The sequence below is a fragment of the Maribellus mangrovi genome, from assembly GCF_037646455.1.
Lineage (GTDB): Bacteria > Bacteroidota > Bacteroidia > Bacteroidales > Prolixibacteraceae > Draconibacterium > Draconibacterium mangrovi_A.
In genome coordinates this window covers 253,694-268,231 of sequence record NZ_JBBIXN010000002.1, presented here as the reverse complement: position 1 = coordinate 268,231, position 14,538 = coordinate 253,694, and the positions used below count along the sequence as shown (strand labels likewise).

At 41.6% G+C, this 14,538-nt stretch carries 14 protein-coding genes; 3 read left to right on the top strand and 11 right to left on the bottom strand.

Translation table 11 applies throughout. The annotated features are described in order from the left end of the window. Positions 1 to 311: 311 nt before the first annotated feature. The 10 genes from WFY05_RS09105 to WFY05_RS09060 form a co-directional block, all read right to left on the bottom strand. Positions 312 to 686 (bottom strand): type II toxin-antitoxin system VapC family toxin, encoded by a 375-nt coding sequence (locus WFY05_RS09105; RefSeq protein ID WP_340112505.1) that lies wholly within the window; start codon positions 684 to 686, stop codon positions 312 to 314. Further along, positions 673 to 849 carry a hypothetical protein gene (locus tag WFY05_RS09100; RefSeq protein ID WP_340112504.1) on the bottom strand — a complete coding sequence of 59 codons (177 nt, stop codon included), beginning with the start codon at positions 847 to 849 and terminating at the stop codon, positions 673 to 675. Before WFY05_RS09100 ends, WFY05_RS09105 begins: the two co-directional genes overlap by 14 nt. 803 nt (positions 850 to 1,652) lie before the next feature. After that, a complete protein-coding gene (locus tag WFY05_RS09095) occupies positions 1,653 to 2,183 on the bottom strand; it encodes an REP-associated tyrosine transposase (protein WP_340112503.1) in 531 nt (176 codons plus the stop codon). A 173-nt stretch (positions 2,184 to 2,356) separates the two neighbouring features. Continuing rightward, the gene (locus WFY05_RS09090) at positions 2,357 to 2,812 is read right to left on the bottom strand and encodes a hypothetical protein (protein ID WP_340112501.1); all 456 of its coding nucleotides are present in this window, start codon (positions 2,810 to 2,812) and stop codon (positions 2,357 to 2,359) included. Continuing rightward, a complete protein-coding gene (locus tag WFY05_RS09085; protein WP_340112500.1) occupies positions 2,812 to 3,102 on the bottom strand; it encodes a nucleotidyltransferase domain-containing protein in 291 nt (96 codons plus the stop codon). The genes WFY05_RS09090 and WFY05_RS09085 overlap by 1 nt, the downstream gene beginning before the upstream one ends. 803 nt (positions 3,103 to 3,905) lie before the next feature. After that, positions 3,906 to 4,172 (bottom strand): type II toxin-antitoxin system RelE family toxin, encoded by a 267-nt coding sequence (locus WFY05_RS09080; RefSeq protein ID WP_340112499.1) that lies wholly within the window; start codon positions 4,170 to 4,172, stop codon positions 3,906 to 3,908. Continuing rightward, entirely contained in the window at positions 4,162 to 4,392 is a 231-nt protein-coding gene (locus WFY05_RS09075; protein WP_340112498.1) for a hypothetical protein, read from the bottom strand. Before WFY05_RS09075 ends, WFY05_RS09080 begins: the two co-directional genes overlap by 11 nt. Positions 4,393 to 4,794: 402 nt before the next feature. Then, positions 4,795 to 5,097, bottom strand: coding sequence for a nucleotidyltransferase domain-containing protein (locus tag WFY05_RS09070; RefSeq protein WP_340112497.1), 303 nt, complete (start codon positions 5,095 to 5,097; stop codon positions 4,795 to 4,797). Further along, complete coding sequence (locus tag WFY05_RS09065) at positions 5,082 to 5,510, bottom strand: nucleotidyltransferase substrate binding protein (protein WP_340112496.1); 429 nt, start codon at positions 5,508 to 5,510, stop codon at positions 5,082 to 5,084. Before WFY05_RS09065 ends, WFY05_RS09070 begins: the two co-directional genes overlap by 16 nt. Positions 5,511 to 5,865: 355 nt before the next feature. Further along, entirely contained in the window at positions 5,866 to 6,399 is a 534-nt protein-coding gene (locus WFY05_RS09060; RefSeq protein WP_340112495.1) for a winged helix-turn-helix domain-containing protein, read from the bottom strand. 1,906 nt (positions 6,400 to 8,305) lie between these two features. Here WFY05_RS09060 and WFY05_RS09055 point away from each other — a divergent pair. The 3 genes from WFY05_RS09055 to WFY05_RS09045 all read left to right on the top strand — a co-directional run bounded on the left by WFY05_RS09055 (position 8,306) and on the right by WFY05_RS09045 (position 13,270). After that, positions 8,306 to 9,094: a polysaccharide biosynthesis/export family protein gene (locus WFY05_RS09055; protein WP_340112494.1), complete on the top strand. Its 789-nt coding sequence runs from the start codon at positions 8,306 to 8,308 to the stop codon at positions 9,092 to 9,094. Position 9,095: 1 nt separating this feature from the next. Continuing rightward, positions 9,096 to 11,597 (top strand): GumC family protein, encoded by a 2,502-nt coding sequence (locus WFY05_RS09050; protein ID WP_340112493.1) that lies wholly within the window; start codon positions 9,096 to 9,098, stop codon positions 11,595 to 11,597. Between the two features lie 545 nt (positions 11,598 to 12,142). Continuing rightward, a complete protein-coding gene (locus tag WFY05_RS09045) occupies positions 12,143 to 13,270 on the top strand; it encodes an MraY family glycosyltransferase (RefSeq protein WP_340112492.1) in 1,128 nt (375 codons plus the stop codon). A gap of 567 nt (positions 13,271 to 13,837) precedes the next feature. Here WFY05_RS09045 and cysC read toward each other — a convergent pair. Continuing rightward, a complete protein-coding gene (cysC, locus tag WFY05_RS09040) occupies positions 13,838 to 14,452 on the bottom strand; it encodes an adenylyl-sulfate kinase (RefSeq protein WP_340112491.1) in 615 nt (204 codons plus the stop codon). Between the last annotated feature and the right edge of the window lie 86 nt (positions 14,453 to 14,538).

Sequence of the window (14,538 nt, the reverse complement as noted above, 5' to 3'; positions counted from 1 at the left end):
AAATCTTTGATTTTATTTCACGGGATTAAATATCCAATATTCAATGTCCAAGTTTGCGTTGGCTTCCCCCTTTAGGGGTCAGGGGTAGCGTGGGCAATGGTCAGTATTCAGTTTGCAGTCTCAGTATTCAAGGAATAAATCTAAAATCTTCAATCGTTAATCGACATTCGGTATTCAACTGCAGTTATTGAGTGACTGAGTGACTGAGTGACTGAGTGACTGAGTGACTGAGGGATTGAGTTAATCAATGCTTTAATGCGTAAATAACTGGTTCTTTTCGTTCATGAAATGTAGCTGGTGGTTAAACAGGTCTATTTTTCATATAAAATAAGGTCGATATGGCTATCCATTTTTCTAAATCCTTTGTCGGCTGTTACCAACGGAGAATTGATGTAAAGGGATGTGGCAGCTATGATTGCATCGGGTAATTTTGCATTGAACTTTTTTCGTAAATCAATTGTCTGCGTCTTAACTTCGTTGGGAATATCGATGACCTTGCACTCTCTAATAAATGACATGAGTATTGTTTTATCACTTTCTTTTATGCCCGGATAAGCAAGGAGCTCCAGTTCTGTTATGAAGGAAATGAATAATTGTTTTTCTTCAAGAATGGGAATCAGCGTTTCTTCTCCGCTCAAAAGGTAGAGGATAATGTTTGTGTCGATAAGAAGACTATTCCCATTCATCTCTCATTTTTGTTTGAATCAATATTGGATCAGAATCCAGGGATAATGCTCCACAATATTTATTGAAGTCAATCTTTTTAAGACTGGTTTTCCCTTCTTTTGCCTGTTGAAGCAAAATTTGTATTTTCTTTTTATTTGTCCCTTTTGTTATTATCGTAGTCATGCTCGTTTTTTTCAAAAATAAGTATTTTCTCTAAAATTGCCATGAATTCAGTTGATACTCGTTGCTGGATACTTGATACTGGATACCCCGATTGCTTCGCATCGGGATTAATTCCGATGCTTCGGTCGGAATTAGTTCATCTAAACCAACTATTTCGCTTCGCTTATAATTGATAAGATTCACTGAATTCCACTAACAACTTTTAATGCGTTTCACTTTTAAAAGTTGAGTGTCATTGAACTGGATGTTTGATACTGATGCTCTGTACTCCATGCTTACTACTCTGTACTTACTTTGTACTTAATACTTGTGGCTCGTAGCTCGTGGCTCTTTTACCGGAGATCCCTCTTCCTCGCGCTGCTCGTCATCGGGATGACAAGTATGAGATGATGTCAGGCGGCGTTATGATGTATTTTGTTTTAATGTTATTCTTTGCTACGCCGCTGTTGTATATCCTTACGTTGTCATTCCGAGGTGATCCGTCAATCGACGGAGAGCCGAGGAATCTGTTTCTTGATAGTTGATGCCTCAACGCTATCGGTCGGGATTTTACTTCGTTCAACTGGATTCTTGTAACCTGGATATTATATTTTATCAAACACTTTTTAGGGAAACTTGCTGTATATTTTACTTCGTGGTGCGAATGCTGCGAAAATTATTGTGTCATTCTCAAAAAAGAAACCGATCCTGTATTTACCTTTACGGTATCGATACGCGGTAGTATGTCCTTTCAGTTTTTTGATGTTTGGTAATTCACTCGCTGGCGCAGATTTGCAATCTGTGCCATTGCCTGCAAGGCAATATTATTTTATCACAATAACATTAATTAATCCTTTCTCTCCGGCATAATCAGCCGCACTGCTATATAAGTAATCTTCAGCTCTGAATACGATACCTTCTTCTACCGGATTATTATGGATGTAATCAATTTTCTGATCAATTACCTTGTTGCTCCATAATTCTATCGGTTTATTGTCGCCCCGCCAAAACCGATTCCCTTCAGAAGTTTTAAATTGTTGCAATAACCATTCTTTTCTACTTTCCTGAATATTATCCTCAATAGATTTTACTATGGCTTTGCTGGTAAATTTTTTATAATCTCGTAAAATATCATGCAATAAAATCTCCCCACCAGCTCTTAATACCATGTGAACATGATTTGTCATTATACACCATGCAAAGATTTCCATCCCTTTGTTTTTCTGGCAGTATTTTAAGTTCTCAATAAGGATATTTTTGTACTCATTACGTGTAAATACGTCAACCCATCCCTGCACAGCAAATGACACAAAATACACGCCTTCTGGATTGTGAAATTTGTATTTCCTGCTCATTGTTATTTTTTTAGCCTTTTGGGCTAAAGCACGGATTGCAAATCCGCGCTAGCGGAGGAAAACGGGTATTTTTTGGATTGTAATTTTTATGCAAATGTTTTTCAGCCTTGTGGCTGAGGTACGGATTGCAAATCCGCACCAGCGGAGTAATATTTAAAATCGAACTCAGGTTATTAAATCCAGTTTCGTTTTTCGATAAACCGGAAGGTATGTTCAATGTTGTTTTCAAGATATGAACAATTGGCAATTACCTCGGGGATCAAATCAGTAATGGCTTCGGGAATGTATTCGTGGGTGATCTGGTTTCTCAGATCGCGAATTTCCAATAGCTGATCGGCTGATTCAATGATATTCATTTTTTCGCCTTTGTTCAACATATCGATAAAAGGAACAAAAGGTTCGTGTAGTAAGATCCAAATTGTACGCAGCACTTTTTGCGTATAGAGATCGGAACATCGGCCAAATTTTGATGTTAAGGAGTCGAATGATTCCATATTTTCAAAAGTATATTCACTATTAGGGAAAATAGCATTACACTTCTCAACAGACAGGCTTAAGGTATTAACTGCCTTTTTTAGAAGATCCAGTTCTTCGGACAGAAGTTGTAAGGTTAATTGTTCGTTTCGCATTATACAATAGGTTGAGCGGTGGTTAAAATTAACCTTTTGAAAGCAGATGTGTCGTTTTTTGTAAAATTAACAAGGTCAATTTTTTGCCAGCCAAATTTTTTATAAAAATCGAGGCGAAAGCGTCTTAACCTGGTTTTATTAATCATTTGGTCGGTAAGTAGAAGGATATCAATGTCGCCACCACGTCCCTGATCATTTGTTCGCGATCCAAAAAGATAAACCTCTGTGTCGGGTGACAGATCGTGAGCTTTGTCTTTTATAAAAGTTTTTATTTCGTTTTTTAGCCGCATTATACAAATTTAAGAAAAAGTAGTTAAAGTTTGCTGCTGTATCCGATTGTATAGTGTTCTGCCGGAGGGTTGTCTTCGGGGAGTCGCAGTTGACTGTCTCAGTTTGCAGTTGCAGTTTGCAAGGACTGAAGGACTGATTTGTTGAAGGACTGGGTTCAGAGTTCAGTCGCAGTTGCCAGTCTCAGTTTGCAGTGTTCAGAGTTCCCCCGACAGTTGTCGGGATTAGTTCTACCAACTACTTTTGATTCGCAAACTCTCAAAAGCAGGGTATCACTGAAAGAGTTCAGAGTTCAAACAAGGCAAAAGGACAAAGGATAAAGGCAAAAGTTAAAGGATCCAATTTCCAATATTCAATTTCCAATATCCTCCCGATTCGACAAAGCTCATCGGGACTGATCGCCGGCATTTGGCAGGCTACAGAATGACTAATGACTAATGGCCAATTCCCAGTGTCTTGTTTCCGTGACCCCCAACCTCCCAAGGATTGCATACGCAATCGGGACAGGCCTAAAGGGGCGTTTGTTTGCTGCATCAAAGTTTGATCTTTAGTACTCAATACTCACTACTCATCTTTCAAATCTTCAATCTAAAATCTTTACCCGGCTAGCGCAAGCTGACGGGGTTAATCGAAATTCTACAATCAATGCTTAAATGCTTGAATGCGAAAATGCCTTAGTATTTGATACTGGATACTGGATACCCCGATTGCTTCGCATCGGGATTAATTCCGATGCTTCGGTCGGGATTTTACTTCGTTCAACTGGATTCTTGTAACCTGGATATTATATTTTATCAAACACTTTTTAGGGAAACTTGCTGTATATTTTACTTCGTGGTGCGAATGCTGCGAAAATTATTGTGTCATTCTCAAAAAAGAAACCGATCCTGTATTTACCTTTACGGTATCGATACGCGGTAGTATGTCCTTTCAGTTTTTTGATGTTTGGTAATTCATCGAGACTATTCGCTTTTTCGAATTGTTGGATGCATTGAAATACAACTTTAGCAAGTGTTTTGTCCTTACTTCGGGCCAGATCTTTTTCAAAACCACTGAGAAAACTAATCCTCATTTTTATAATCTGTTTCCTTGTCGTTTAAAATATTTTGGATCGTGTTTAACACTTTTTCTTTCCCAACATATCCGGTGTTTTTGTTTTCTTCCATATCGGCCAGTAGTTGAGCTTCAACAACGTCGCTTATTGTTTTTATTTCAACTCCCAGTCGATGCGCCAATTCTACGAAAAAGTTAAATTCTTTTTTATCTCTGGGATGTATAATAATGGAATCCATAATTCACTTTTTTACAAATATACTAAAATGCCTTGACGCCGGGAGCGCGAAGCACGAAGTTAAAAACAAATCTGCTATCTATATTCAATGCGTCAATGCTTTAATGTTAAGGCAAAAAGTAAAAGTTCACCCTGTGAAATGATGCATTGCATCAAAATCTTCGATTTAATTTCATAGGATAAAAGTAGTCGGTAGCAGTTATTGAGTGAGTTATTGAGTTACTGAGTTTATCGATGTAAGAATGTTTTAATGCGTGAATGCTTAAATGGGTTAATTCTCAATACTCAATATCTAATATCCTTCTGATTCGACAAAACTCATTGGGACTGATCGCCAGCATATACCAGGCTACAGAATGAACAGTGACTACAGGCTAATGAATCGCAGCTCGCAGCTCAAAAATTATTTCCTGTAAATGCATTTGCCTACCCGCTTGATATGGTCGATCAGGTCCTTGTTTTTGATGGTGCTGAAAATGGAAATGTCGAACATATAGGGTAGAAGCAGCTTGTCAATTTCATCGGTGATATTATTGAGATCAGCCGTTGCGATGTTTTTGCCTTTCAGAGTAAGATCGATATCGGAACCTTCGGTATAATTACCTTTTGCCCTGGACCCATATAAAATAACCTCACTTACGTGGCCGTATTGGCTGAAGACCTTTTGTAATTGTGTGATGGTTTCCGGGCTCAATCCATATGCCATAGTTGTTCCATTTTCTTTTCGAACGCAGTAAATAAAGTGTAGTACTGATCTACTATCCGGTTTAATATCTGTTCCGAAATTTCTTCCTGGTAAGTGTGAGAAGTCAGGTTCCGGTCGGCAATCATATTCATCCATACCTCGCCATTGGTGATCAGCCCCCGGTTAAAGGCCAGCCGGGTAGCATCTTTTGATCCGTAAATAGCCGTTTCGCCACGGTCTTTTAAAAAGTCTTGCATCACCTTCCAGCAGAGCTCATGGGTAAATTCAAAACCTTGTATAAGGCCTTGTTTTTCAAGGTCAGTAAGACCGGATTTATGATACTGATGTACTCCGGCAGTGAGCGTTTCCAGTGCTTTCCTGTAATTGGTAAAACGCTGTTTCCATCTAATATCGTTTTGTTCCTTGTTGCTCATTATTGACGAAGGTAGAAAATTTTTGAGTTTTGTGAGACTGGTTTTTGAATTGAATATGTGAATGCCAAAATGTTTCTTAGCTCAGAGCCTGCCCTGACTGAGCGCGGCGAACGTCATGGGTTCGGTTGCGGTTAATGAGTTAATGAGTAACTGAGTTAATTAATGCTTTAATGCGTGAATGCTTAATGGGTTAATATTCCCCTGTGAAATAATGCGAAGCATTAAGTCGAAGACTTATTTCATGGGGTAAATGGCTGAGGTACGTATTTCAAATCCGCACCAGCGGCGCGAGGTGAGGTACGAGACGTGGTGGTCTCATGCCCGGTCTACCCAACTTTATTATTTGTATGAATGCTTAAGCTTCATCCATTTTCCAAATCAGCAACGCCGGCTTATCGGCAAAGTAGCTGCTCATTTCATTAGCAGTAAGTACCAGGTGGCGGACTTTACGGCCTACCAGTGTTTCGGCGCGGTGAACGAGCTGGTTGATATAGTCGTGGTCGAGTTGATCGCCTACCAGCACCAGGTCGATGATCTGCGAGTCGATACCGCGGGCAAAATCGCCGGTAATGTAGGCGGCTTCGAGGTCGCCGATCTGGCTGGTCACGCGTTCGATCAGCTGGTCGATACCAATGGTCTTGATCAGTATATTGTGGATCTCGTTAAACAGGGGATGTCCCGTGTTGGCCGAGAAATATTTTCGGTTGCTCTGTGTTTCCGAAACCAGCAGTCCGGCCTTTTCGAGGCGGTTGAGCTCTACCCGAATGGAATTCGACGATTCGCCAAACTCCTGTGCGAGGTTTCGCAGGTAGCTTTTGTTCCGGCTGTTCAGAAAAAACTTGAGCAAAAGGCGTGTGCGGGTTTTGGATGTAATTAATGAGTTGAGCATAGCAGGGTTTAGAGTTCAGTCTCCGTTATTGAGTTATTGAGTGATTGAGTGATTGAGGGATTGAGGGATTGAGTTTATCAATGCTTTAATGCTTAAAGGCGTAAATGGGTTACTATTCACCCTTGTGAAATGATGCTGTGCATCAAAATCTTCGATTTTATTTCACGGGATTAAAAGTTGAAAGTTGAAAGTCGAAAGTTGAAAGTTGAAAGTCCCCTGCTGGCGCCGATTTGCAATCGGTGTCATTGCCTGCAAGGCAATATTATTTTATCACAATAATATTAAGTAATCCTTGCTCTCCGGCATAATCAGCTGCACTGCTATATAAGTAATCTTCTGCACGGAAAACCTCGGGGCTCTGTAATTGAGATCCCTCACTTCGTTCGGGATGACGTTTAATGAGACATGTCAGGCGGCGCTATGGTGTTAATATTTGAAAGTTATTCTTTGTTGCGCCGCAGTATTATACCCCTGCGTTGTCATTCCGAGGAAGCCGTCAGCTGACGGGGACCGACGGAATCTCTTTGTAATTTGTAATTTTCAATATCCAATATTCAAGTTTGCGTTGGCTTTTCCCTTTAGGGGTCAGGGGTAGCGTGGGCAATGGTCAGTATTCAGTTTGCAGTCTCAGTATTCAAGGAATAAATCTAAAATCTTCAATCGTTAATCATCATTCGATATTCAACTGCAGTTATTGAGTGACTGAGTGACTGAGTGACTGAGGGATTGAGGGATTGAGTTTATCAATGCTTTAATGCTTAAATGCGTAAATGGGTTACTATTCACCCTTGTGAAATAATGCGAAGCATTAAGCCGAAGACTTATTTCACTGGGTTCCATATCCAATATTCAATGGTTCAAGGCTCGTGGCTCGCAGCTCATTTATCAGATCCCTCTTCCTCGCGAGTGCTCGTCATCGGGATGACGTTTAATGAGACATGTCAGGCGGCGCTATGGTGTTTTACTTTTGTTGTTATTCTTTGTTGCGCCGCAGTATTATACCCCTGCGTTGTCATTCCCCGCGTATCGATTCACCGAAAGAGTCCTATGGACCTATGGAAGAGGAAGGAACGACTGAAGGAATCCAAATCTGCAATCATAGATCGTTAATCGTTGATCGACATTCGGTTGCTCGCGGCTCGTGGCTCAAAACTTGCAGCCCGTTCACAGCTCCGCCCTCTTCCCGAGTCGTACTTTCATTGCTCTCGGGACTTCGCTTTGCTCAGCACTTCGAGGGCTCCGTTCACAGCTCCGCCCTCTTCCCGAGTCGTACTTTCATTGCTCTCGGGACTTCGCTTTGCTCAGCACTTCGAGGGCTCCGTTCACAGCTCCGCCCTCTCAGTTACATGCGTGGTGCAGGTCCGAGGATTGGAAATGGTTCGTCAGTTGACGGAGCGGACATAAGAAATCAATAGCCGTTTGCAGAAGGAATAAAAAAGATCCAGCTGACGTTTGGCAGGTAACCGGCGGTTACATCTGTTAGGATTTTTATGTCATATTGAGCAAAATTTTAACTCAAAACTGTGTACAAATATAAAAAATGAATTTAGCCGTCAAAGCGGAAAATTGTTGTAATATATTGTTTAGAATAATTCCAAATGAAAAGTAACATTCGCTTAAAACAACAGGAAGGTTTTTTGCAGTATTCTGTTAAGCTACCGGCTTTGGTAATGGTAAGCTAACAATTTGTTTTAAGGTGCTTCACCTGCATTGTATTGGAAGATCGCCGGGGCAGGGCTGATTTTTTCTGTCGATCATCAGTAAGGTTTCGTTAAGTTTAAATCACGTTTTTTGTTTATGATAAGAACGGCAAAAGCGAGTAAGTTATTTGCAGGTTGTAAAAAAGAATCTAATTTAGCGCCCTTAATTTATGTACCAAAGAAAGTCCAAAAATCACCTGATGAGCATGAAGAAACAGACCCTGAGTTATCCTTTCCTAATTGCAATCGTTTTGCTGGTACTTGCGTCGTGCAGTACGCCGCGTGAACAGCTGATCTATATGAATGGCATTCAAGCCGACCAGACCTACGACAATGTTCCATTACCGGGTGAGTATCGTATCCGTCCCAACGACCAGTTGTTTATCCAGGTGATCAGTGATGACCCGCTGAATGCGGCCTTTCTGAACCTGACCAATACGCAGATGAGTAGTTCTGCCGGAAGCAGTTCAGGGAGCATGGAATTAATTACATACCTGGTAGATGAGCAGGGACAAATCGAATATCCGCAACTGGGAACTATTGAGGTGGAAGGATTAACCACTACCGAAGTTCGGGAATCACTGCAAAAAGAGGTGGATCGATACCTGGAGGGCGCTTCGGTGTTTGTAAAGCTCGTAAACCGTACGCTTACGGTGCTGGGTGAAGTTAAAGCACCGGGACAGGTGCTGATGGTGAAAAACCAGTTATCGATTTTTGAAGCACTTGGTGCCGCAGGTGATATTACTGATTATGGTGATCGAAAGACGGTTAAACTGATCCGTGAATTGCCCGAAGGAAAGCATGTTGTGGAGCTGGACATGACAGATCCCGATCTGATCAACTCACCTTATTATTATATATTGCCACACGATGTATTGTATGTGGAGCATCGTACCAAAGTGTACGGGGCGAAGAATATGCCTTACGGAACCCCTATTGCCATAACGACTTCTATCATTTCAACTTTGGCACTTATTTTAACTCTGGTAAAATAACATGGAACAAACAAGAATTACGGTGAATCGTCCGCAGCCTGGTTTGCAACAAAATAATGGTGACATTAAAAAGATCGTTTTTAAGCTCCTGCGCAACTGGTACTGGTTTTTACTGAGTGTACTTATTGCGGGGAGTGCCGCCTTTTTATACAATCGTTATACCACTCCCATGTACCAGATGGATTCGTCGATCCTTTTCGAAGGCGATGCTTATGGTTATGGAGGTGGTGCAGCTGATCTCGGAGCACTGGGAAGTCAGGCAAATGTATTCCAAGGACTGGGAGGCATGAGTAGCATGCAGAATATCTATAACCAGATGATCATTCTGAATTCGACACCTATTGTTACCAGAACACTTAACGGACTCGATTTTGAAGTGAGTTATTATAACGTTGGACGAATAGCTGATTCGGAAGCCTACAACGGAGTGCCTTTTCGGGTAGAGTGGGACAGAGCTCACCCACAACTCATAGAAACTGATTTTGATCTCACCATTCAACCTGATGGACAGTTAACCATAACTACTGAAGGAGAAGAGGGAGAGGTCTACGATTACGCTGAAGATAAAGTGCTTAAGACCATTACTGAGTTCTCTTTTTCGAAGACGATTGAAGCCGGAGTAAAACTAACTTCTGATGAGTTCGCTTTTACGATCCTGCTTAACGAGCGTTTTGATCCTAAAGCCCCGAACAACTATAAATTTTGCTTTCATACACCTGCTTCGCTGGTGAAAAAATACCGTAGCGCATTACAGGTGAGCCAGCCCGACGATTATGCTTCGGTGATCCGGCTCAGCCTTCGTGATCTTAATATTCAGAAAGGTGTGGATTTTCTGAACCGCCTGGCGGAAGTATACCAGATGGACAACCTGGGTAAGAAAAATGAGAATGCTAACCGGACCATACAGTTTATCAACAATCAGTTACAAACTATTTCCGATTCGCTGAATGTTTCGGAAACCCGGATGGAGGATTTCCAGAGCGAGAACCAGGTGCTGGACCTGTCAGCGCAATCGCAACAGTTGCTCGAGCAGTTGAGTGAACTGGACAAGGAAAGAGTTGCCATGGAGACGCAGAACAAGTACTACCATTATCTGAAGATGTATATTGAGAGCAGTCAGGAGTTGGAAACGGTGATTGCGCCTTCAGCCATGGGTATTCAGGATCCTTTACTGAACAGCCTGATCCTTCAGTTAAATGAACTGATCACCCAGAAATCGAGCCAGACCTCGATCCGGCAGGATTCGGATCACCCGACGATCCGCCGCCTGAATGCACAAATCGAAAGTGTTAAGAAATCGCTTTTGGAGAATACGAACAGCATTATTTCGCAGTCGGATATTGCGCTTAGCGACATTAACCGACGGATAAAGAGCATGGAAGCTGAGGCCAGGCGTCTACCGGCTACCGAACGGAATTACGTAAATATTGAACGCGATTACCAACTGAATAATGAGATTTATACTTACCTGCTCCAGAAATTGTCGGAGGCACAGATCGCCAAAGCCTCAAACATTCCCGACAGCCAGGTGATCGAAGAGGCAAGAGATGGAGTGAAAGTAGCTCCGCAAACCCGACGTGTATATGCGATCGCGCTATTACTGGCTTTGATGTTCCCGGCTATGCTGATCTTTTTGGTGCAGTTTTTTAATAATAAGGTGATGAGCCAGGAAGAAATTGAGGCGATGACCGATTTCCCGGTGATCGGCCATGTATTCCATAATGTACGTGAGTTTGCCAGTCGTACGCTGGTACTGGACAAACCCAATTCGCCGGCCAGTGAGCCTTACCGGGCCATCCGGAACAAGCTGAACCTGATGACCAAAGGGAATGAGAAGCCGGTGATCGCAGTAACTTCTACCTTTCCGAAAGAAGGGAAATCGTATAATGCCATTAATGTGGCATCGTCATTTGCACTGATGGGAAAAAAGTCGGTGGTGCTCGACCTCGATCTGAGGAATTCGAAAATGGAGGAGGAGTTTAATCTGAAATCGCACCTGGGGGTGGTAAACTACATTATTGGAAAAGCCGGAATCGATGAGATCACATTTCCGACAAAGCACCCCAGGCTTAAGATCATTCCGGCAGGACCAATACCTCCGAACCCGGCGGAGATGCTTACTGACGACCGGGTAATGGAACTGATTAAAAAGCTAAAACAACAGTACGATGTTATTGTGATCGATACACCGCCTGTAGGCTTTGTGGCGGATATTTTCCAGTTGTATGAACAGATCGATGCCAACCTGTATGTCGTACGCCATAAATACACCCATAAGTTGGGGCTGCAAACCGCTCTGGATGAAGTAAAGAAACATCAACTGAAAGGAGTGGGGATTGTTGTAAATGACATTAAGCGTGGTAAAAAGAACTATGGTTATGGTTACGGCTACGGTTATGGCTATGGTTACGGTTATGGCTATGGCTACGGTTATGGTTACGGCAGCGACAAAGATCTAAAGAAAAGCAAGCGTAAACGGCTCAATCCGGAGGAGATAAAATAAGTTGTGACGTTACTTTCAGGATCCGTCAGCTGAGGTATAATTGAAAGTATGAAGACGAAGTGATACCGATGCGCAGCCATCGGGATGTAATGGGTTCCTTTCCCCGCGCCCTGGGGCAATCTGAGAAACATCACAGTTGTATTCTGAGCAGCAGGTCGATGCTTATAAGATGTCTTTGCAAAAGTTCATGTATTTTGTCAGTAAAAACAAGGTTCATTCTGACCCAATGTAAATTTTAAAAATGATTGAATTGAACATATTAATTGATTATTATTGCCGCCAGGTTAACCAAAAGTTAATTGTGTTACAGTGGTACAAATAAATACTAATTAGTGGTTTATTGTCTTATTTGTTTGATTTTCATAGTATTTTTTACCGATTTGTAATGTTCTGGTCTAAAAATGTATGGGTTTGTAATTTAAATGGATTTTAAATTATTCGATATTTCCCTAATTGGGACATATGTTTGAAATTTATTTCTTTTATTAGTGTTGTTGTTATAAACAAAAGATAAAAAACCAAATTACACAAAGATTACACAAAAAATGGAAGCTGTACTGACCTCACTTGCTTTACTTATGGCGTTTTTTATTTCGGTTTTGGTAATTCCTCCTGTTTTAAGGGTGGCTTATTCCAAACAGCTTTTCGATGCGCCGGAAGGAAGAAAAGTTCACACACGTATTATTCCCCCGTTAGGTGGCATAGCCATTTTCCTGGGATTTGTACTTAGTAGCATAATTGCAACCGATGGATTGAGTTTTGATGAACTCAAATACATTATCGCCTCGGTGATCATCGTTTTTTTTATCGGGCTAAAAGATGATCTGATGGATATCTCTGCCGGAAAGAAATTTCTGGTTCAGATCATTGCCTCCTTAATTCTTGTAATATTAGGTAATGTGCGTATAACTTCACTGCATGGTATTATGGGTTTTCATGAAATATCCTTTCCCGTAAGTTTTCTGTTGAGTACTTTTGTTGTTCTGGTTATTATGAATGCCTTTAATCTCATCGATGGTATCGATGGGCTGGCTTCAGGACTGGGGATGCTTGCCGGTCTGTTTTTTGGCGTCTATTTTTATCTGGTGGATCATATTCCGTTTGCGATCATGTCGTTTGCCCTGGTGGGCAGTTTAGCCGGATTCTTCTTGTACAATGTTTTTGGAAAAAAGAATAAGCTATTTATGGGCGACACGGGATCGCTGACCATCGGTTTGGTGGTTTCGGCACTTGCTATACGATTTAACGAATTCAACATACATACAGATCATGGTTTTGCAGTACATTTTGCTCCTATGGTATCCATAGCTGTGCTTAGTGTACCGCTTATTGATACCCTTAGGGTGATGATCATCAGAATGGTACAGGGACGGTCTCCTTTCTCGGCCGACAGAAATCATATCCACCATAAGATTTTGGAACTTACTCCAAGTCATTTGAATGTGACCTTATGGATACTTGCTGCAAACAGTGTATTGATCGGAATAGCTTACTGGATGAGTTTTTCTGCCATTAACCGGACTGCCTTGCTGGTCATCTTATTTTGTATTACCGTTACTTTCTCGCAATTGCCATCGCTTTTGGTGCGGTGGGTAAAGAAAGATGTGGCAGAAAGCAAAAAACGATCACGAATCACACATGCGTTCTCACACAAAGGAGCCTGGGGTAAATAGATCTGTTTCTTAATTATACCACATTAAAGGTACGGTTGTAATGCAAAGTGCTATACCGGCGCCGATCTCCACCACGAGAAGTGTCGAATGACCAAGGGCTCACAGCTCGATGCTCAGGGCTTGTAATTACAAGATATCACTCGGGTTCCAACTGTGTTGAAAGACTAAGGGACTGAAGGGTTGAAGGATTGAGGGATTGAAGGATTGAAGGATAGGAATGCTTAATTGCATGAATGCGCAAATGCTAAAATATCCAATATTCTATATTCAATTCGCCAAATGGTTTGAGATCCCTCTTCCGACTGCTCGGGATCGGGTTGACAAAAATTTTTGTGTTGAGGCGCGTGTGAAACGTTTTTGTTTCGAATTAATTTCTACAAGCACCGTGGATGTAGCTCTTATTACTGGAGGGATCCGTCAGCTGACGGAGACTGAAGGAATTTCTTTCCGGATCCTTGATCCTTGATACTGAAAGCTCAAAGCATAATTCCCAATGTTGATGACTAACTGCCGTTTACCAGAGCCATAAAACCAATAATCAATTTCCAATTTAACAGTTTTTCAATATTACAGTATATCACTAGGATCCCAACGTACCTCAGGTATAATCTTCTTTAACATTTCCCGTACAGTTTCATTGATCTCGGGATTGGTATTTTTAACGGACATAAAAGGATGTGCAGGAACCTCGAATGGAGCAGAGATACCGGTAAAATTAGGAATCTCTCCGGCTCTTGCTTTTTTGTACAGGCCTTTGGGATCACGTTGCTCACACACTTCCAGCGGAGTGTCGATAAACACTTCCAGGAAATCGTCTTCGCCGATGATCTCACGGGCCATGTTACGCATTTCATTAGTGGGGGAGATGAAGGCGCAGATCAGGATAATGCCACAATTCATAAAAAGCTTACTGACCTCTGCTATGCGCCGGATGTTCTCCATACGATCAGCATCGGTAAAACGCAGGTTTTTGTTAATGCCCGAGCGAACATTGTCGCCATCCAGGATCTGGCAGAAATAATTAAGTTCAAAGAGTCGTTTCTCCAGTGCGCTGGCCAGGGTGGTTTTCCCTGAACCGCTTAGGCCGGTCATCCAGATGACTTTTCCTTTTTGTTTAAGGTAGACTTCTTTGGCACTTCTGTCTTTGATTTGCTCGAATGTTGTGTAGATATGGTTTTCCATTTTGTAAAGTATTTTTTATTGAGGCTTTGCCTCAAACTCCAGTTACTTTTTTGTCTTAACACAAAAAACTAACGAAAAAAAGTCAA

Coding starts and splice junctions, on each gene's coding strand:
- WFY05_RS09105 (WP_340112505.1), bottom strand. CDS start 686: ATGAATGGGAATAGTCTTCTTATCGACACAAACATTATCCTCTACCTT.
- WFY05_RS09100 (WP_340112504.1), bottom strand. CDS start 849: ATGACTACGATAATAACAAAAGGGACAAATAAAAAGAAAATACAAATT.
- WFY05_RS09095 (WP_340112503.1), bottom strand. CDS start 2,183: ATGAGCAGGAAATACAAATTTCACAATCCAGAAGGCGTGTATTTTGTG.
- WFY05_RS09090 (WP_340112501.1), bottom strand. CDS start 2,812: ATGCGAAACGAACAATTAACCTTACAACTTCTGTCCGAAGAACTGGAT.
- WFY05_RS09085 (WP_340112500.1), bottom strand. CDS start 3,102: ATGCGGCTAAAAAACGAAATAAAAACTTTTATAAAAGACAAAGCTCAC.
- WFY05_RS09080 (WP_340112499.1), bottom strand. CDS start 4,172: ATGAGGATTAGTTTTCTCAGTGGTTTTGAAAAAGATCTGGCCCGAAGT.
- WFY05_RS09075 (WP_340112498.1), bottom strand. CDS start 4,392: ATGGATTCCATTATTATACATCCCAGAGATAAAAAAGAATTTAACTTT.
- WFY05_RS09070 (WP_340112497.1), bottom strand. CDS start 5,097: ATGGCATATGGATTGAGCCCGGAAACCATCACACAATTACAAAAGGTC.
- WFY05_RS09065 (WP_340112496.1), bottom strand. CDS start 5,510: ATGAGCAACAAGGAACAAAACGATATTAGATGGAAACAGCGTTTTACC.
- WFY05_RS09060 (WP_340112495.1), bottom strand. CDS start 6,399: ATGCTCAACTCATTAATTACATCCAAAACCCGCACACGCCTTTTGCTC.
- WFY05_RS09055 (WP_340112494.1), top strand. CDS start 8,306: ATGAAGAAACAGACCCTGAGTTATCCTTTCCTAATTGCAATCGTTTTG.
- WFY05_RS09050 (WP_340112493.1), top strand. CDS start 9,096: ATGGAACAAACAAGAATTACGGTGAATCGTCCGCAGCCTGGTTTGCAA.
- WFY05_RS09045 (WP_340112492.1), top strand. CDS start 12,143: ATGGAAGCTGTACTGACCTCACTTGCTTTACTTATGGCGTTTTTTATT.
- cysC (WP_340112491.1), bottom strand. CDS start 14,452: ATGGAAAACCATATCTACACAACATTCGAGCAAATCAAAGACAGAAGT.